The sequence below is a fragment of the Microbacterium sp. Root61 genome (genome assembly GCF_001427525.1).
Taxonomy (GTDB): Bacteria; Actinomycetota; Actinomycetes; order Actinomycetales; family Microbacteriaceae; genus Microbacterium.
Window position 1 is genome coordinate 535168 of record NZ_LMGU01000001.1, and the last position, 18100, is coordinate 553267.

The 18100-nt window shown below is 69.2% G+C and carries 16 protein-coding genes; 4 read left to right on the top strand and 12 right to left on the bottom strand.

The annotated features are described in order from the left end of the window. The first annotated feature begins 1 nt into the window (after position 1). Positions 2-724, top strand: coding sequence for a dienelactone hydrolase family protein (locus ASD65_RS02605; RefSeq protein ID WP_056218012.1), 723 nt, complete (start codon positions 2-4; stop codon positions 722-724). 342 nt (positions 725-1066) lie between these two features. Beyond that, entirely contained in the window at positions 1067-1972 is a 906-nt protein-coding gene (locus tag ASD65_RS02610; protein WP_056218014.1) for a hypothetical protein, read from the top strand. Positions 1973-2001: 29 nt separating this feature from the next. Here the strand turns inward: ASD65_RS02610 and ASD65_RS02615 are convergent, their stop codons facing one another. From ASD65_RS02615 to ASD65_RS02670, 12 genes are all read right to left on the bottom strand, one after another. Beyond that, positions 2002-2703 (bottom strand): hypothetical protein, encoded by a 702-nt coding sequence (locus tag ASD65_RS02615; RefSeq protein WP_156378768.1) that lies wholly within the window; start codon positions 2701-2703, stop codon positions 2002-2004. Positions 2704-2751: 48 nt separating this feature from the next. Continuing rightward, a complete protein-coding gene (locus ASD65_RS02620; RefSeq protein WP_082561543.1) occupies positions 2752-4413 on the bottom strand; it encodes a PucR family transcriptional regulator in 1662 nt (553 codons plus the stop codon). A 26-nt stretch (positions 4414-4439) separates the two neighbouring features. Next, complete coding sequence (menC, locus tag ASD65_RS02625) at positions 4440-5543, bottom strand: o-succinylbenzoate synthase (protein ID WP_056218024.1); 1104 nt, start codon at positions 5541-5543, stop codon at positions 4440-4442. Beyond that, positions 5540-6394, bottom strand: coding sequence for a hypothetical protein (locus ASD65_RS02630; protein WP_056218026.1), 855 nt, complete (start codon positions 6392-6394; stop codon positions 5540-5542). Before ASD65_RS02630 ends, menC begins: the two co-directional genes overlap by 4 nt. Continuing rightward, complete coding sequence (locus tag ASD65_RS02635; RefSeq protein ID WP_056218029.1) at positions 6394-7524, bottom strand: M20/M25/M40 family metallo-hydrolase; 1131 nt, start codon at positions 7522-7524, stop codon at positions 6394-6396. Before ASD65_RS02635 ends, ASD65_RS02630 begins: the two co-directional genes overlap by 1 nt. Before the next feature lie 8 nt (positions 7525-7532). Then, on the bottom strand, positions 7533-8858 hold the full coding sequence (locus ASD65_RS02640) for a serine hydrolase domain-containing protein (protein WP_056218033.1): 1326 nt from the start codon (positions 8856-8858) through the stop codon (positions 7533-7535). Then, positions 8855-9673 (bottom strand): ABC transporter ATP-binding protein, encoded by an 819-nt coding sequence (locus ASD65_RS02645; protein WP_056218036.1) that lies wholly within the window; start codon positions 9671-9673, stop codon positions 8855-8857. Before ASD65_RS02645 ends, ASD65_RS02640 begins: the two co-directional genes overlap by 4 nt. Further along, positions 9670-10728 carry an ABC transporter ATP-binding protein gene (locus ASD65_RS02650; protein ID WP_056218044.1) on the bottom strand — a complete coding sequence of 353 codons (1059 nt, stop codon included), beginning with the start codon at positions 10726-10728 and terminating at the stop codon, positions 9670-9672. The genes ASD65_RS02645 and ASD65_RS02650 overlap by 4 nt, the downstream gene beginning before the upstream one ends. Further along, positions 10725-11582 carry an ABC transporter permease gene (locus tag ASD65_RS02655; protein ID WP_056218051.1) on the bottom strand — a complete coding sequence of 286 codons (858 nt, stop codon included), beginning with the start codon at positions 11580-11582 and terminating at the stop codon, positions 10725-10727. The genes ASD65_RS02650 and ASD65_RS02655 overlap by 4 nt, the downstream gene beginning before the upstream one ends. Then, on the bottom strand, positions 11579-12520 hold the full coding sequence (locus ASD65_RS02660; RefSeq protein ID WP_056218054.1) for an ABC transporter permease: 942 nt from the start codon (positions 12518-12520) through the stop codon (positions 11579-11581). Before ASD65_RS02660 ends, ASD65_RS02655 begins: the two co-directional genes overlap by 4 nt. 36 nt (positions 12521-12556) lie before the next feature. After that, positions 12557-14089, bottom strand: coding sequence for an ABC transporter substrate-binding protein (locus ASD65_RS02665; RefSeq protein WP_056218057.1), 1533 nt, complete (start codon positions 14087-14089; stop codon positions 12557-12559). Positions 14090-14222: 133 nt separating this feature from the next. Beyond that, positions 14223-15068, bottom strand: a complete 846-nt coding sequence (locus tag ASD65_RS02670; protein ID WP_056218059.1) for a M55 family metallopeptidase — start codon at positions 15066-15068, stop codon at positions 14223-14225. Positions 15069-15234: 166 nt separating this feature from the next. On the opposite strand from ASD65_RS02670, the gene ASD65_RS02675 reads away from it, so the two are divergent. Further along, positions 15235-16488, top strand: a complete 1254-nt coding sequence (locus ASD65_RS02675; protein ID WP_056218062.1) for an alanine racemase — start codon at positions 15235-15237, stop codon at positions 16486-16488. An 11-nt stretch (positions 16489-16499) separates the two neighbouring features. After that, on the top strand, positions 16500-17993 hold the full coding sequence (locus ASD65_RS02680) for an amidohydrolase family protein (RefSeq protein ID WP_056218064.1): 1494 nt from the start codon (positions 16500-16502) through the stop codon (positions 17991-17993). Positions 17994-18100: the final 107 nt, after the last annotated feature.

The following is an 18100-nucleotide window of genomic DNA, read 5'->3' on the forward strand; positions in this document are numbered from 1 at the left end:
CATGTACGTCACCTCCGAACGACGCCTCGACGACGACATTCTCGAGCGCGAATTCCTCCTCGGCGACATCCCAGGCATCCTCTGGACACCGGCATCCGCCCCTGCGCCGCTCATCCTCATGGGCCATCCCGGGGGGCTGCGTCGGATGTACGCCCGTCTGGCCGGCAGGGCCCGCAGCACGGTCGCGGAAGGCTTCGCCGCCGCCGCGATCGAACTCCCCGGCGGTGGTGAACGGCCGCCACTGCCCGACGTCGAGCGTGCTCGTGCCGATCTGCAGCGGGCGCTGACCGCAGGCGAGCCGGTCGACGAGATCGTCGAGAGGCTGGTCCTGCCGCTGGTCAAGCAAGCAGTCCCCGAGGCGCAGGCCGCCCTCGACGCGCTCCTGGGACTGCCCGAGATCACGGGGCCGGTCGGGTACTCGGGCGGAGTCATCGCCATCGGGATCCGGCTGGCGGCGGTCGAACCCCGCATCGCCGCCGCGGGGCTGTTCGCGGGCAGCTACGTTCCACAAGCCACGTTCGACGACGCCCGCCGTGTCACCGTCCCAGTCCACGTTCTGCTGCAATGGGACGACGAGGGGAACGATCGCGGGATGGCGCTGGACCTGTTCGATGCGCTCGGCTCGCAGGAGAAGACGCTGCAGGCCAACATGGGCGGGCATACCGGCATCCCATCATTCGGAGCGGAGGACGCGGCACGGTTCTTCGCCCGACATTTGGGGTGACGGGGGAGTCACGGCGGCGGTGACGCAAGCACTTTTCGTTGCCGACCGAATACGGGGCGCTGACATAGTGTGAATCCGACACCTTGCATGGGGGATCCACGATGGCTTCACGACGGACGGTTGCGCGTCACGCGTCGCTCCCTGCGCGGGCGGCCTTGCTCCATGCAGCGCTGACCGCCGGGAGCCAGGAGAGCACGCCCGCGATGAGCGGCAACGGGCACGGCGGTTGAGATGAGGATTCCCCGATTCTTCGGCGTCGTTCTCGCATTGGGCGCTGTCCTGGCTCTGGCGGCGTGCGGCGGAATCCCTGGCGTTCCGGTACCGAGGCTCGAAGCGACGCCGGTGGACTCCATGATCTGCGGTGACCCGACGGATGCGACCGAAGCACCGGCACCTGGAGCGATTCCGGCGGGGTTCAATGCCGTGGCCGTGTATCGCTGCGATATCTGGGCGTCGCAGGAGCACCCGGACGGGACGATCTGGTCCGGCACGCTCCTGGAGAAGATGGAAGGCAACCTCGACGAGTTCACTGCCGCAATCAACGCGGACAATGATCCGACGTGGCCCGGTCCGTGCCCCGCGATGTTGGTCGTGGTTCCCGAGCTGTGGGCCGAAGGCGGCAGCGGCGACTTCATCCGGCTGTCATACCCCGCCACCGCGTGCGCACAGCCGAAGCCGGAGGCCGTCGCCGCAGCACTCGCGGGGCTCGATGTCGTCGAGGCCGGGTTCACCCCGGTCTCGTTGGCGGATTCGCCCGTCGCGACTGCGGCCGGGTGCGCGACGCGCGCCACCGTCATGACGATCGCGGCCGTCACCCCGCGCGACGAATCTGCCAAGGGCTCGCCGGCGGGCATGATGCCGAACGAGACAGCGACCATCCCCTGGGAGCCGCCGCGACTGCCCGAGCCAACGGATGTCGAGGGGCTGCGTGTGTGTGTCTACGCCGCGGAACCTGCGGACTCAACCTTGGGTCAGCTCACCGACGGGGGAGCGTTCACCCGAGTGTTCGAGCTCGATGCGGTGAGAGCCGCCGCGATTGTGGACCCGCTCCGGACGGCCTCTGCGGCAGACCCTGCCTGCAGCGCCAGCGCCACGCTGTTCGTCCAAGCCCATCCCGTCGTCGCGGGTGTGCCGACGGCTCCCTTCACCGTCGAGCTCGACGGTTGCCGCCGCGTCTTCGGGCCAGACTTCCGCGCTCTGTCGGTCGCGCCGGAGCTGATGGCCGACCTCACCCCTGCCGCCCCCTGATCCGCACAGGAATTCGAGCGGGTGCTTTGTCACCAGTTCGGCGACGGACCCGGACTCCGCCTGAGTGGTTCGTACCTGCGCCAGGTCGAAAGGAATGTCGCGACGCTGTACCAGAAGCTGCCGCCGAAGAGGAGGACGCCGACGGCGGTGCCGACGGCGATCGAAGCGGCGAGAGATCCTGTCGTCACGGCGGTGAGCGATCCGGCCGTGAGCCCGACGACCACAGCGTTCACGACCATCATCAGCGTGTTGGAGCTCCCGATCAGATGGCTGGCGGATCGCCTGCGGAGAAATGAGTAGGTGCGTTCCATCCCCTCTCGATCATCCGAAGATGCGGCAAGGAAGTAGTGGGCCACCACCGGGTCGAGGTCGTTGTACGCCACACGCAACCGGTTCATCGCGACGACGTACATCATGTCTTCTTCGCCGACGTTCATCACGCGGATCTGGGTCAGGACCCCGATCAGGGAGAGGAACCCGAGGATCGAAAGCGCCGACGCCGCGAACCAGCCCTGGAATCCGGAGGCCTGCCCGAGAAGGCCGATCGTGACGAGTCCCGCGGACACGAGCGTGAGGTAGATCGTGATCCTGGTGAGCACCTCGCTCTGCGCGGTGCCGCGGGCGGCGAGCAATCCCCAATGCTCCGTCGCAAGGATCTGGGCGCGTCGAGCGAGCGCGGCATCCGATTCTTGCGGCTGCCGCCGAAACCGATCAGTCCACCGGGCGGACATGCACCGATTGTCCACCCGCGCGCTGCGGCCAGGAAGTGCCGCCGCCGATCAGGTGCCGAACACCCGCATCTGCAGCATCAGCTCGAATCTCGTCTCGGGATCGTCGAGATCGATGCCGCCGACCTGGGAGATGCGCTTCAGGCGGTAGCGGAGGGTGTTGGGGTGCACGTACATCTCGCCCGATGCCTTGGCGACGTCGCCGAAGGCGTCCAGCCAGGCGCGGAGCGTGGCGACCAGCTTGCCGTCGCCCTCGGCATCGTGCGCGGTGATCCGTGCGAGCGGACCGGAGAGTGAGCGGTTCTCGGCGACGATCAGGTCGCCGAGCTGATCGATGAGGGCAGCGGCCTGCACGTCCTCGATGAACGCCACGCGGGAATTCACACCCCGCGGGTCGCGCGCCCGCGCCACGCGCAGCGCGCGATCGGCGTCGGCTCGCGACGCGGCGAGCTGCGTCGGGTCGCTCACCGCGCTGCCGATGCCGACGATCACGTCGCTGCGGGTGCCGATGCGCGAGATGAACTCGCGCATGGAGGTCACGATCGTGCCGCGGGCGTCGGGTCCGGCGGGGGAGTCGGCCGGCGAGACGGGCAGCACGGCGTAGACCGTGTTGCCGAGCAGCGCGGTGACGGCATGGGGATGCATCGCCCCGACGTGCAGCGCGAACGCGCTGGCGAGGCGGTGCATCTCGGAATGAGTGGCGGCGGAGGCCTCCGCCCCGCCGAGCATGGCGTCGCCGCTGCGGATCATGGTCGCCACGACGCTGGAGGCACCGCTGACGCGGCCGAATCGTGCGGCATGTTCGCGCGCCGGGATGCCGCCGGCCAGAAGTTTCTCGACAGTCTCGGTGCGTGCGCGATCCTGACCACGCACCAGGAACCGCGATCGGAGCATCAGCAGGGCGGCCGGCTTGGCGACATCCGTCAGCGCCTGCTCCCGCTCTGCCGTCAGCGGTTCCGAGATGCTCGCCCAGATCGTGCCGAGCAGCTCGCTGCCGGCACGGACGGCCATCACCGCACGGGGGGTCAGCTCGTCGCCGAGCCCGATGTCGGACGCGTTGACCATCACCGGGCGGTCGGATGCGTAGATACGGTCGAAGAGGCCGGCGCGCTTCAGCGACAGGGTGATGTCCTCCGGCACCTGCCGGCCGAGCACGGCGTTCTTGCGGTACTCATCGGCCTGACCCTGATCGGCCGAGAACGCCAGTACCCGCGAGTTGAGATCCTCGATCGTGACGGGTGCGTCGATGAGGGCGGCGATCGAGTTGGCGAGCGAGAAGAGATCCGTGCGGTCGTCGACCTCGACGAATGTGCCGCCCGGATTCTCGCCGATGCCCAGGGAGGACGCGAGCATCGCCGATACCCGCGACCACGATGCGCCGTGCGTCACGCCGAGCACGACGAGGCGGTGCTCTTCGGCGGCTCGGGCGAGTGCGTCATCCGCTTCCACCGGCTGCTTGAGCAGCAGCGCGACCCCGCCGGCGGCGCCGAGTGCGTGCGCGGTGGCGACGATCTGCTCGGGGTCGGCCAGACCGACCCCGAGCACGACGTCGCCGGGGCCGTACACCGGCGGATCGAGCGGATCGTGGATCACCACTGCCCGCACCTCGACGGCGGGATCGACCCTGCCGACGACGACGTCCAACAGCGTCAGCCCTAGGTCGTCGAGCATCCGTCCCAAAGTGGAACGCGACAGCGGGGGCATGGCGAGCATTCTCTGATGCTAGACGTGGCGGTGGATCAGCCGACGAGCGTGTCGACGTGCGCCGTCACCGCGGCCAGCAGCTCCGGGATGGGCTCCACGCCCAGGCCAGGTCCTGTAGGCACGCGGATGTAGCCGTCCTCGAGCACGAACGGCTCGGTGATGTCGCGCGCGTAGAAGCGGTCGGACGCGGAGATGTCGCCGGGCAGCGTGAAGCCCGGAAGGGCCGCGAGCGCGGCGTTGGCTGCGCGTCCCAGCCCGCTCTCCAGCATGCCGCCGCACCAGGCGCCGATGCCGTTCGCCTGAGCGATGTCGTGGATGCGGCGCGCCTCGAGATAGCCGCCGACGCGTCCCGGCTTGATGTTGACGATACTCATGGCTCGGAGCGCGATGGCGTCGGCCGCGGAGCGGGCTGAGACGATCGACTCGTCCAGGCAGATCGGGGTCGACATCATCTCGGCGAGCCGGCCGTGAAGGCGGATGTCGTCTTCGTAGAGGGGCTGCTCGATCAGGATGAGGCCGTACTCGTCGAGCTGACGCAGGTGTCCGGCATCCGCCAGCGTGTAGGCCGAGTTCGCGTCGACCTGCAGCGGCAGGCCGACGCCGAACCGCTCGCGCAGCGCGCGCACCGGCTCGATGTCCCAGCCGGGCTTGATCTTGATCTTGATCCGCACGTAGCCGGCCTCGACGAACTCCTCGACGATGTCGATCAACTCCGGGATGCTGTCCTGGATCCCGACGGACACCCCGGAGGGCACGCGGTCCACCGTCGCCCCGAGATAGTGGGCGAGGCTTCGGCCGGTCTGGCGCAGCTGGGCATCCAGGATGGCGGTCTCCAGCGCGGCCTTCGCCATCCGGTGGCCGACGACCTTCTCCCACAGGGCCGCCACGCTCTCGGCCTGCACGTCGACACCCAGTGTGCGGGGGGCGAGGTACTCCGTCATGAGGGCGACCGCACCTGCCGAGTACTCCGAGGAGTAGTACGGATGCTCCATGGTCACGCACTCGCCCCAGCCCGAGACGCCGTCGGAGACGACCTCGACGAGCATCGTGTCGCGCTCGGTCTGCGTGGCGAACGAGGTCGTGAACGGGGCCTTCAGCGGCAGCTTCACGTGGTGCAGTCGGATGAGATCGATCTTCATGGGGAGCCGTCCTTCGTCGGTCGGGAGGGGGAATGAGGGGCCAGGGTGTAACCGACGCCGCGGACGAACCCGTCCACGACGAGGCCCTCCACGTCGGCGCGGGCGAATGCGGCACGCACTTCGGCGCGCCAATCGGCTGCCACTGCGGGGTTGATCAGACGCAGCCCCTCGATGTCGACGGGTACTTCGATGATCGCCGCGCCGCGGGTCTCGTCCGAGACGGGCACAGGTGCACCATCCGCGCCGGAGGTCAGGAGGCGTCGGTAGGGCGGCAGCGCACGCAGCGTTCGCGCGGGGACGTCGAATCGCCATCGCGCGAGCACGCGGTCGGTCGGGTCGTCTCGGTTGATCTGGTCGTCCATCTGCCCGTAGAAGTCGTCGAGGTACTCGGCGATGTCGGCGCCGAGCTTGACGATGTTGAAGTAGGCGTTGCGGGCGACCAGCGGATCGAAGGTCCAGGTCATCTCGCGTGCCCCGCGCGCGATGCACCACTCGCGCTGGTGGAGCTTGAGTGCGTACCCGATGCCGCCCCGGTGGGCGGATGCCAGGACGCCCGTGATGTGCGAGTGCAGACTGCGCTGCTCGGGCGTCGAGAAGAAGCCGATGGAGGCCCCCAGCATCCGTCCGTCGTCGGCGTCGAAGGCACCGTGCACATACGATCCGGCGTGCTCGAGCGCACGCATGACGGCGATCGGCATCGGGCCGGCCTGGGCGCTGTCGTCCCGCCAGATCTCGCGCAGCACGGCATCCGCCTGCTTGAGCTCGGCCATCGTGCTGAGACTCTCGATCCGCACGCGGGCGACCGACGCGGCCTTGGCCGCATCGACGAGGACGAAGGACGGCGTGGTCATCACACCTCGTCGCCGTCTGGTGCGCGATCTGTGAGGATGCCGCGGATCAGCTCCGCGGCCAGTGCCGCGCGCAGCGGCATCTCCTCGAGCACGACCCATTCGCCGGGCGCATGGGCGTTGCCGCCCACCGCCCCGAAACCGTCGACGACGATGGAACCCATCGCTGCGGCGAGGTTGCCGTCCGAGGCGCCGCCGACATGGGCGGTCCCGGGAGCAGGAACTCCCAGCCGCCCCGCCGCTTCGACCAGCTCGGCATAGCCCTCGAGCGTCTGGGACTCTTCGAGGGGCGGATGCCGCGGCCCGCCGTCGATGCGAATGCCGGCGCCCGGGAGCGTGGGCCGCAGCGCCAGCATGCGCGCGTGAAGCTCCCGCTGCTGGTCCGCGGTCACGCAGCGGGCATCGACATCCACCCAGGCGTTCTGCGGCACGGTGTTGCTGCTCGAGCCCGCGGCAGCGAGCGTCGGCGTGACGGACGGTCCATCGGGGGACTGGTCGAACGCGGCGATGGCGGCCACCTGCGCCGCGAGCTCGACCGTCGCGTTGATCCCCGCCCATGGCTCGAGACCGGCGTGCGCCGCGCGACCCGTGACATGCACGCGGTACATCGAGACGCCACGCCGCGCGGTCTTGATGCGACCGCCGTCCGCGCTGCCCTCGAAGACCAGCGTGCGTCGGTGGGTGCCCGCCTCCGCGGCGATCCGCGTGCCGGAACTTGGCGCGCCGATCTCCTCGTCCGACGTGACCAGGACGGTGATGCCATCCCGGTCGCGGACGCTCGCCACGGCGTGCAGCGCCTGCACCAGCCCTGCCTTCATGTCGAAGCAGCCGGGCCCGTACGCACGCCCGTCCTCGACCCGCCAGGGCTCCGCCGCGAGCGAGCCGACCGGCCACACCGTGTCGAGGTGGCCGAGGACCAGCACCGTGCGCGCCGTCGGCGCACCGAAGCTCCACGAGACCTCGGGACGTCCGTCGTTGACGACGACGACCGGCGCCACGCCGAACAGCCTCGTGCCGATTTCGCTCACCGTCGCGGCTCCGCGCGCGAGTGCATCGAAGTCGCTCGACGGCGACTCCGTCTCGACGAGCGCCTTCAGGTCGCGCGTCATCTGCGCGAGGTCGAACTCCTGCATGGCGTGACTCACGCCGCCGCAGCGACGTACAGCCGGGTGCCGACCAGGATCGCCGACTTGCCGTTGCGCAGGGTGAACGGGAGCAGCAGCGTGGCGCCGGGGGAGCCCGGCGGGATGACCGTGAGGGTGCCGTCGGCGTCGGTGAGGAGGGGGAAGGTCGCGCGGTGCTCGCCGTCGCCGGTCTCCACCTCGCCCTCGATGAGCTCGACTTCGGGACCATCGGCACCGGTGCGCAGCACGATCGAGGACCCGTAGCGGAGGTACTCCCCGAACGGTGCGTCGACGGCGGGGGTGACCCCGGGCGCACGGGGCCCCGCGGGCTGCAGTCCGAACAGCTCGGGCGCGATGGCGTTGTACACCTCGGAGGACAGTGCATCGGCGTTGCCGCCGTTGGTGAGGAGGGCGATCACCGAGCCGCTGCCGGGGTGCACCACCACGAAGGCGTACTGGCCGATGGTGCCGCCGGTGTGGATGTAGACGGTGTCCTCGCCCCACTGGAATCGACCCCATCCGATGCCCCAGCCCGTGAGTCCGGGGACGAGTTCCTCCGAGGCGATCACCTCGGTGCGCATGGCGACGAGGCCCTCCTCGGCCAGGACGTCGGAGGGGGCGAGGTGGAGGCGTCCGAAGGCAGCGAGGTCGCGCACGCTCGTGAAGACGCTGCCGGCGGGACCCACGGCGCGGGGGAAGAACCAGGCGTCGGCGGGCCGGTAGGGCTCGCCGAGCGCGTGCACGTGCCCGACCGCCGCGCTGTGCAGCAGCGCCTGCTCTGGCAGTGTGCCGGAGCGCTCCAGACCGAGCGGCGAGATGATGCGCTCCTGCACGAGCTGATCCCATGTCTTGCCCGAGACGAGCTCGAGCGCGCGGCCCGCGATGATGAACCCGGTGTTGCAGTAGCTCCACAGTTCGCCCGGCTCGTGCATCAGCGGCTCATCGCGCACCTGCTCGACGTAGCGCTCCAGGACGTCGTCGCCGCGGCCGGTGTCCAGGAGCAGGTCGCACTCCAGGCCGCTCGTGTGCGAGAGCAGGTGCCGCATCGTGATCGCGGCGCCCGGCGCTCCGCCGACGGCGAGGGAGGGATCGATCTCGACGATCGGCTGGTCGATGTCGAGGAGTCCTTCGGCGGCCAGCTGCATCGCGATCGTCGAGGTCCACACCTTCGTGATCGACCCGATCTGGAACAGGGTGTCCTCCTGCACGGGCACACCGGTGCGGGCGTTGATGACGCCGGCCACGGCGACCTCGACGCCGTTCGGCGTGAGTACGGCCAAGGCAGCCCCGGGTACGCCGTTTCGGGCGATCCCGCTGTCGAGGAACTTCTGAAGATCGATCACGATGACATTCCTTTCTGGGCGCCGCGCGCGATGCGCAGGCGCGGAACAGCGGCGAGCAGTTCTTGCGTGTACGGGTGGGATGCTGCGGTGAAGAGTTGTTCGGTGGAGGCGGTCTCCACGAGCCGGCCGTCCTGCATGACGGCGACCCGGTCGCACACCTGGCGCACGATGGCCAGGTTGTGGCTGATGAAGACCATCGACAGGTTCAGTCGGTCGCGGAGGTCCAGGAGCAGGTTCAGCACGCTGGCCTGTACCGAGGCGTCGAGGGCGGAGACCACTTCGTCGGCGATCAGCAGCTCGGGTTCGAGGGCGAGTGCGCGCGCGATGTTGACGCGTTGACGCTGGCCACCGGAGAGGGCGCCGGGGTGGACGCCGATGACGTCCGTGCCGAGCCCGACCCAGCTGAGCAGCTCCTCCGCGCGGCCGGGGGCCGTGCGCGTGGTCGCGAGCGAGTGCACCACGAGCAGCTCTTCGAGGATCTGCCCGACCTTGAGCGCGGGGTTGAGCGCGGCGTACGGGTCTTGGAAGACCATCTGCACGCGACGGCGCTGGGCCGGCTTCGGGCGGGCGGGGAGGCTCTCCCCGTCGATGCGGATGCTGCCCTCGCTCTTGTACACGCCCACGATGCAGCGCGCGAGCGTGGACTTGCCGCTGCCGGACTCACCGACCAGGCCGAGGATCTCCCCGCGCTCGACGACGAGCGACACGTCGTCCAGGACCGTGCGGGTCGGGCGCGGATGCCACGGCCACCGCGCGACGCCCTTGACCGGGAATCGCATGCTCAGGTGCTCGACCTCGAGTATGGGCAGGGTCATGATCGCCGTCCTCCCATCGCGGGTTCGGCGATCGCATCCGGGATCCCGAGGTCGTAGAAGCACGCGCTGCCGCGTTCGAGCGCGTCGTCCGCGCCGCGCCCGGGTGCGGCGGACAGGAGCGCGTCGACGCCGACCTGCCGGAGCGCGTAGTCCTCGTCTGGGCACACCTCGCCGGCGACGTTGCAGCGCAGGTGGAAGCGGCATCCGCTCGGACGCAGGAACCTGTCGGGCAGCTCACCCGGGATCGACACCGGCCGGCGCCGCTCCGCGTCGATGTCGGGAAGGGACCCGAGCAGCGCAGCGGTGTAGGCGTGCCGCGGGTCGGCGAAGACGTCGTCGATCGGTCCGCGTTCGACCAGCTGCCCCGCGTACATGACCTGGACGGACGAGCACAGCTGCGCGACGACGGCGAGGTCGTGGCTGACCAGGATCACGGCCGAGCCCATCGTGCGGGTCCGCTCGCCGATGAGATCCAGCACCTTGGCCTGCACTGTGACATCCAGCGCGGTCGTCGGCTCGTCGCACAGGATGAGCTCGGGCTCGCAGGCCATCGCCATGGCGATCACGACGCGCTGCCGCATCCCGCCGGAGAGCTCGTGCGGATACTGACGCAGGACGCGCTGCGGGTCGGGGATGCGGACGGACTCGAGCAGCTCGACGGCGTGACGGGCCGCTTCGCGACGGCTCCAGCCGAGAATGCGCTGCGGGCCTTCGACGAGCTGGGGGCCGATGCGACGGATCGGGTTGAGGGCCGTCATCGGGTCCTGGAACACCATGCCGATATGGCGACCGCGCAGGGCCTTCCACAGGCGCTCGGGTGCACCGATGTAGTCGACGCCGCGCCAGCGCACATGGCCGGTCACGCTCGCCTCGCGGGGGAGGAGCCCCATGATCGCGCGGAGGATGATGCTCTTGCCCGAGCCGGATTCGCCGACCAGGCCCATCATCTCGCCGGGCAGCACATCGAAGCTGACGTTCTCGGCCGCGACCAGGTCGCCCTGCGGGGTATGCAGGGTGACGGTGAGGTTCTCGACCTGCAGAAGCGGCTCACTCATCGTCGGCCTCCCGTCCGGTGTGTGAGGTTGTCCGAGATGAGCGCGAGTCCGAGTCCGAGGACGGCGACCACGATGCCCGGGATGACGGTCAGCCAAGGCGCCGACTGCAGGTACGGTTGGCCGCCCGCGATCATCGCGCCCCACTCCGGGGTGGGCGGCTGGATGCCGATGCCGAGGTAGCCGAGGGCGGTGACCGCGCCGATCGCCAGGACGATGTCGGAGGTGAGGTAGACGACGGCCTGCAGCCAGACGTTGGGAAGCACGTGCCGCACGGCGACACGCATCGGGGAGAACCCCGCGAGGCGGGCGGCCAGGACGAAGTCCTGACCCTCGACGACGAACACCTCGGAGCGCACCAGGCGGGCGTACGCGACCCATCCGGTCACCGCGAGCGCGAAGATGATGCCGCCCGTGCCGGCCCCGAAGATCAGCAGCAGCATGATCAGGATGACGATGCCGGGGATGACCTGGACGAGATCCATCACGCGCGTGAGTACGACATCCGCCCAGCCCCGGGCATACCCGGCGGCGAGGCCGATTGAGCTGCCGATCACGAAGGCGAGGGATGCCGCGGTCAGGCCGATGAACAGATCGAGCTGGGCGGCGAACAGTACGCGGGAGAACGCGTCGCGACCGAGGTTGTCCGTGCCGAACAGGTGCGCGGCGCTGGGCGGGGAGAGGGCGGCGGGGATGTCCTGGGCGAGCGGATCGTACGGTGCCAGCCACGGGGCGCCGATCGCGGCGAGGACGTAGACGGCCGCGATGCCCACGCCGATCCAGAGCCCGGGGCCGCGTCGGTGGCCCCTGCGGCGGGCGGTGGGGGTGAGCACGGCGGGGCGTGTCAGCGCGGTCATCGCAGGGCCACCCGAGGATCGATGAGGACGTACGCCAGGTCGGCGGCGACGTTGGCCACGAGCACGAACGCGGCGGTGATGAGCGCGATGCCCATGACCAGTGGCAGGTCGTGGGCTCGGAACCCGGCGATGATCAGCGACCCGAGGCCCGGGAGCGCGAACACCTGTTCGACCACGAGCGCGCCGCCGATGAGGCTTGCGAACACGAGGGTGAGCACGGTGATGGTCGGGATGGCCGCGTTCGGAAGCACGTGCGAGATCATCAGGCGGAACCCGCTCATTCCCTTGGCCCGCGCGGTGAGGACGTGGTCGGATTCCAGGACGCCGATGAGGCCGAGGCGCAGGCTGCGGATGAGGATGGCGGACACGGCGATGGTGATCGTCAGCGCGGGCAGGAACAAAGTGACCAGGTTGCCGGGGAACTCGGACACGTACCCGCCGACGGGGAACCACCGCAGGGTGAGGGCGAAGATGAACAGCAGCATCGCGCCGATCCAGAACGACGGCATCCCGATCCCGATCAGGGGGATGGCGCGGATCATCTGGTCCACCGCTCCGCCCCGGTTCGCTGCCGCGATCCAGGCCAGGGTCACCGTCGTGATGATGCTGAGCACCAGCACGTAGACGGTGAGCTGGATCGTGACCGGCAATGCGCCGGCGATGACGTCCGACACGGGCTTGCGATAGAGCAGCGAGGTGCCGAGGTCTCCGCTGAACAGCCCGCCGATGTAGTCGGCGAGTTGAACCACGACGGGCCGGTCGAGCCCGAGCGTGTGCTCGAACGCCGCGATCTGCTCGGGAGTCGCGGTGACGCCCAGCATCGCCCGTGCGGCGCTGCCGGGCATCAGCCGGATGAGGAAGAAGAGGAGGATGCCCACTCCGATCAGCGTGAGGAGTGCATACCCCAGCCGACGGAGAAGATAGGTCAGGCGTTCCACGAACCTGCCTCACGACTCCCGAGCACGATCATCGGGTCACTTCGCGAGCGTGAGCCGCGTGAAGTCCAGAGCGCCGGTCGTGTTGAGGGCCTGAACATCGCTGACTGCGTCGGACACGCCCCACAGACGGGCAGGATCCATGATCGAGACCTGCACGGCGGTGTCGGCGATGAGGTCGAGGGCGTCGGCGAAGATCGCGTTGCGGCCGTCCTGGCCACTGAAGTCCGCATCCGCCTGCGCGTTGTACGCCTCGATCTGGGCCATGATGTCCTGCTCACCGGCGTAGAAGCCGTTCGTGGCGCCGTAGTACTGCAGCACCTCACCCGCATCCGCTTCGCTGATGATGTTCACGACGTACGCGTCCCAGTCGTTGGCCTCGACCTTCGCCGCGATGGCGTCGTTGTCGAGTCCTGCGAGGGTGACGGTGATCCCGATCTCTGCGAGGTTCTGCTGCACGACCTGCAGCGCGGTCTCGACTGTCGGGTCGCCGCTCGTGTACATCAGCTCGAACGAGAACCCGCCCTCCAGGCCCGCCGCCGCCATCTCCTTCTTCGCGGCTGCGGGGTCGTACAGTGCGCCGAAAGCGGGAGCGAACCCGCCCACCGCGGTCGGGACCACGAAGGATGCCCCGGGGACGCCGTGGCCGCCCAGTGCCGCCTCGACGACCGACTCGCGGTCGATACCGAGCGAGACGGCGCGCCGTGCCTCCGGCGAGGAGAACGGTTCACCCGTCGTGTTCATCGTGAAGAAGTAGTTCTGGCCCGCGGTGAACTCCTCGACGCTGAGTCCGTCGGTCTGCGTGATCTGATCGATCTGCGCCGTCGTGACGGCGTCGATGATGTCCGCGGTTCCGTTCTGCAGCTGGAGCAGGCGGGTGTTCGCGTCCGGCACCGTCAGGAACTCGATGCGGTCGATGCTCGCCGGCTCACCGAAGTACTCGTCGTTGCGGACGAGGGTGATGCCCACCCCCTGCTCCCAGTCCGCGACCTTGTACGGGCCGACCGCGACCGGCTCCTGCCAGAACTCGTCTTCGGTCTTGCCGCCGAAGTCCTCGGGGATGATCGCGACGGCATAGCTGGCCAGACTGAAGATCGCGGCGGATGACGGAGCCTCGAACGTGAGCTCGATCGTCTGGTCGTCGGGCGTCTCGATGTTCACGATGCGCTGGTAGAGCGCACCCTGGAGTTCGCCCTCTTTGGCGTTCTCGATCGTGAAGGCGACGTCCGCCGAGGTGACCGGCGTCCCGTCGGAGAAGGTGACGTCATCACGGAGGGTGACCGTCAGTACCGTGTTGTCGGCGTTGTACTCGAAGCCCTCGGCGATGCGCGGCTGGATGGTGCCCTCGGAGTCGAAGGCGAACAGCGAGTTGGCCACGAGCATCAGCGTCTCCCAGCCTTCTTTGCTCGAGGCCACCGCGTCGGCGTTGAGGGTGGTCACATCACCGGCACGGGCGACGGTGACGATGCTCTCCGCGTCACCGGTCTCGGGGGTGCTCGCCGAGCAACCCGTGAAAACGAGGGCGGTACTGAGGGCGATGACGACTGCGGTGGCTCTTCCTGTGCGCTTCATGGGGTGCTCCCGGTCTCAGTGGTGCTGTGTGGGTGTGAGTGACGCTCGGTGTTCGGGTGGTGCCGTCGTTCGGGTCGAAGGTCACGGCCGGCGTGACCGCAGGATGTCCGGCTGCGCGGGCGCAGCCGGACCTTCACACGCGCGTGAGCACGGATGAAAGGGTGCGCTGGGCCGAGGAGGCGAGTTCGTAGCAGACCACGATCACGCCGATGACGTCGGCCGGGTCGGTGAGGTCGACGCCGATGGCGCGACCGGACACCCGCTCCACGAGGGGCATCATCGCGGCCAGATCTGCGGCGAGCGGCGTGGGCATGTCGATCTCGAGGCGGAGGTTGGCCGGCAGTTCGACCGGGGTGAATTCCGCCGCCCGGGTGACGGCGCGGAAAGCGCCATCGCGGATCGCGTCGCGGGCCACCGAAGGCGCGACGGCGTCGGCGGCGGTCCAACCGTGCGCCACCTTGACCGAGACGACCTCGACGCCGGGCATCTCCTGCTCGGCGAGACCGCAGATGACGTCGTCCCCGGTGACCAGGCCGACGGGCACGCCCATGGATGCGGCCCACAAGGCGTTGACGGTCATCTCCGAAGCCGGGCGACCGTTGATCCGGACCTGGGTGAAGAGGCCGGAGAAGGTGTGGGCGAGGACGCCCTCGTGGCCGGCGGGTGCGTGATAGCCCACGAACAGGGCCACATCCACCGATTCGTCCAGGCCTTCGGCCATGCACTGGGCCTTGGGCGAGCCGAACACCAATCGGACCCGCGGGTCCAGCTCCTCGTGCAGCAGATTGTCCATCGTGCCGTGGCTGTCGTTCACCGTGACACGGGTGGCGCCTGCGTCGTACGCGCCCTGCACCGCCGCGTTGGTCTCGAGGGTCATGAGCGTCTGGGCGCGTGGATAGCCTGAGTTGCCGCGAATGGTCTGGTTGAGAGTGGCGATTCCGCCAATTCCCTCCATGTCCACCGAGATGTAAACGTGCACGTTGGGCTTCCTTCCGAGCGTTTCCCACAGACTGCCCTAGCCGAAGAGCGGTCTCTTTGTCCGATCGGTCAACACTCGGATGCCTGGTTCGTCTGCTCTGACTATACGACCGGAGATTCGGCTGAATACGCTGGTCGCGGTACCTGTCACGGAGGGAGCGTCGAGGATGAACGGTCACGCAGACACGACCGATGACGTCGTCGGCTGGAGGGACAAATCCTTCCCCTCCGTGGCCGGTGTCACCGTCGATACCATCGCCGATCAGCAGTGGAACCTGCTGAACGGGGACTTCGCCTTCCCGGTGCTCGCCCTGCGTCGTTCGGCCCTGGAGCACAACCTGGCCGTGATGGCGGCATTCTGCCGCGACGAGGGCGTCGAGCTGGCTCCGCACGGCAAGACGCACATGAGTCCTCAGCTGTGGGATCGCCAGCGCGCGAGCGGAGCCACTGCGGTGACAGTCGCGCATGTCTCGCAGGCCCGCGTGTTCGCGGAGACCGGGGCCACCGCCATCCTGATCGCGAATGAAGTCATCGACCTGCACGATCTGGCTTGGATCCAGCGGACGCGGGCCGCCGGTGTCGTCATCACGATCGTGATCGACTCGTTCACCGGCATCGCCGTGGCGGAGGCGGCCGTCGCCGCCGACCCCGAGGCCGGACCGATCGATGTGCTCATCGAGCTCGGCTATCCGGGCGGCCGCGCCGGGGTGCGCTCGGCCAGTCACGCGCTCGCTCTGGCGCGCAGCGCGCATGCCAGCCCCGGGGTGACCCTCCGCGGCGTCGAAGGGTTCGAGGGCGTCATGCCCGGCGAGGACGAGGAAATCCGTCGCGAGGCCGTGCGTCGCTACCTCGACGGTGCCGTGTCCACGCTGGCGGCGTTCGTTCGCGACGGACTCGTCACCGAGTCGCCGATCGCGTCGTTCGGCGGGTCGATGTATCCCGACCTCGTGGTGGACGCCCTGCGGATGAGCAGCGAGGTCCGCGGGCTGCCGCTGCGCATCCTGCTGCGCAGCGGGTGCTATCTGACCCACGACCACGGTCTGTACGCGGGCACCACGGCGGACCTCAACGGCGCCACGCTGGAGCCGGCCCTCGAACTGTGGGCGCGCGTCCTCTCGCGCCCCGAACCCAAACTCGCGATCCTGGGCGCCGGGAAGCGCGATGCACCGCACGATTCCGGGTTCCCCGTCGCGCTGCGCCGGCGCGTGGACGGCGTCGAATCGCCGTTGACGGGCGTGCGGGTGACCGGCATGAACGACCAGCACTTGTATGCCGCACTCGACAGGGCAGAGGCACTGGACGTCGGCGACCTCGTCTGTCTCGGGATCTCGCATCCGTGTACGGCCTTCGACAAATGGCGCCTCATCCCCGAGGTCGACGATCACTACCTCGTCGTCGGCGCCATCCGCACCTATTTCTAGGGAAGATCACCATGCCTCACGCCCGCGTCAACGTGCTCGGCGGGCGGGTCATCGACCCCGCCTCAGGACGCAACGAAGTCATCGCCCTGCGGTTCGAGGACGGGACGATCACCCACATCGGCCAGGTCCCCGACGACGCGGACCTGGTCGTGGACGCCACCGGCCTGGTCGTGGCGCCCGGCTTCATCGACCTGCACTCGCACGCGCAGACGCGTCTGGGGCTGCGGCTGCAGGCGCTGGACGGAGTGACGACCGCGCTCGATCTCGAGGCCGGCGCGCTGCCGGTGCGCCCGCTGCTCGCGAAGATGGCGGCGCACGGGATGCCACTGAACTTCGGCTTCTCGGCCTCGTGGTCGGCGGCGCGCATGCACGTGCTCGACGGCGCCCCACTGCGCGATGAGGCCCACCCCGCGGGCCCGGCGTCGGGTCTCAAGATGTTCAGCGACCACCACACTGGCGAGCGCTGGGGGCAGGCGGCGACAGCCGAGCAGCATGCCCGGATCCTCGCGTTGCTGGAGGATGCGGTGGCTCACGGCGCGATCGGGATCGGGATGCTGCTCGGCTATGCGCCGCAGACGCCGCCGGAGGAGGTACGCGCGGTGGCCGAACTCGCGGCGCGACTGCAGGTCCCCTTGTTCGTGCACTCCCGCTCCATGAGCCCCGAGACGCCGCCGACCATCCTCGATGCGGTGGACGAGCTGATCGGACTGGCCGAGGACACCGGCGTGCACGTGCATCTGTGCCACCTGAACAGCACCTCGCACGCGCGCATCGCGCAGGTCATCGAGCGCATCCGGGTGGCTGCGGCCGCGGGGACCCGTGTCACGACCGAGGTCTATCCCTTCGGCTACGGCTGCACCGACATCGGGGCGGCGTTCCTCGCGCCCGAGGTGCTCGCCGATCAGGGCCTGCGCCCGGACTCGATCCATCACCTCGGACACGGCCGGAAGGTCCGCGACTTCGCCGACCTCGCCGCGCTGCGGGCCGAGGATCCGTCTGCGCTCTGCACCATCGACTTCCTCGATGAGGATCGACCCGAAGACCTCGCCGCGCTGATGCGCGCCGTCGCGGCGCCCGAGACGGCCATCGCCTCCGACTCGGACACGCTCGTCGGAGTCAGGGGAGTGCCCGACCCCGGCGGCGACGAGTGGCCCGCTCCCGACGGCCTCAGCTCGCATCCGCGGGGTGCCGGATGCTTCGCCAAGGCCCAGCGGCTGCTCACGGCGGAGGACATCCCGCTCACGGAATTCGTCCGCAAGGCCAGTCTCCTTCCGGCACAGATCCTCGAGGGCAGCGTTCCGGCATTCCGTCGCAAGGGTCGGCTCGAGGTGGGCTCCGACGCGGACATCGTCGTGTTCGACCCGGCACGGGTACGTGAGCGGGGGACCGTCCTTCAGCCCGCCGCCAGTGAGGGTGTCCAGCATCTCTTCGTCGGGGGAACAGCAGTCGTGCGCGACGGAGAGCTTCTCGTGGATGCTCTGCCGGGAGCGGCTGTACCGGGGTAGACCGCGGGACGCCCGGCCGGAAATGAGCGGCCCCGGCACCCGTTCGTGGTGCCATGATGTCGAGGACCGCCGGACGAGCGGGGATGCCTCGGATCAAGGGAGCGCGC

Bases quoted from the DNA above. Each gene is read 5' to 3' on its own strand.
- menC (WP_056218024.1), bottom strand. From the start codon at position 5,543: ATGAAGATCGATCTCATCCGACTGCACCACGTGAAGCTGCCGCTGAAG.
- ASD65_RS02620 (WP_082561543.1), bottom strand. From the start codon at position 4,413: ATGCTCGCCATGCCCCCGCTGTCGCGTTCCACTTTGGGACGGATGCTC.
- ASD65_RS02675 (WP_056218062.1), top strand. From the start codon at position 15,235: ATGAACGGTCACGCAGACACGACCGATGACGTCGTCGGCTGGAGGGAC.
- ASD65_RS02635 (WP_056218029.1), bottom strand. From the start codon at position 7,524: ATGCAGGAGTTCGACCTCGCGCAGATGACGCGCGACCTGAAGGCGCTC.
- ASD65_RS02645 (WP_056218036.1), bottom strand. From the start codon at position 9,673: ATGACCCTGCCCATACTCGAGGTCGAGCACCTGAGCATGCGATTCCCG.
- ASD65_RS02650 (WP_056218044.1), bottom strand. From the start codon at position 10,728: ATGAGTGAGCCGCTTCTGCAGGTCGAGAACCTCACCGTCACCCTGCAT.
- ASD65_RS02655 (WP_056218051.1), bottom strand. From the start codon at position 11,582: ATGACCGCGCTGACACGCCCCGCCGTGCTCACCCCCACCGCCCGCCGC.
- ASD65_RS02665 (WP_056218057.1), bottom strand. From the start codon at position 14,089: ATGAAGCGCACAGGAAGAGCCACCGCAGTCGTCATCGCCCTCAGTACC.
- ASD65_RS02605 (WP_056218012.1), top strand. From the start codon at position 2: ATGTACGTCACCTCCGAACGACGCCTCGACGACGACATTCTCGAGCGC.
- ASD65_RS02680 (WP_056218064.1), top strand. From the start codon at position 16,500: ATGCCTCACGCCCGCGTCAACGTGCTCGGCGGGCGGGTCATCGACCCC.
- ASD65_RS02630 (WP_056218026.1), bottom strand. From the start codon at position 6,394: ATGACCACGCCGTCCTTCGTCCTCGTCGATGCGGCCAAGGCCGCGTCG.
- ASD65_RS02615 (WP_156378768.1), bottom strand. From the start codon at position 2,703: ATGTCCGCCCGGTGGACTGATCGGTTTCGGCGGCAGCCGCAAGAATCG.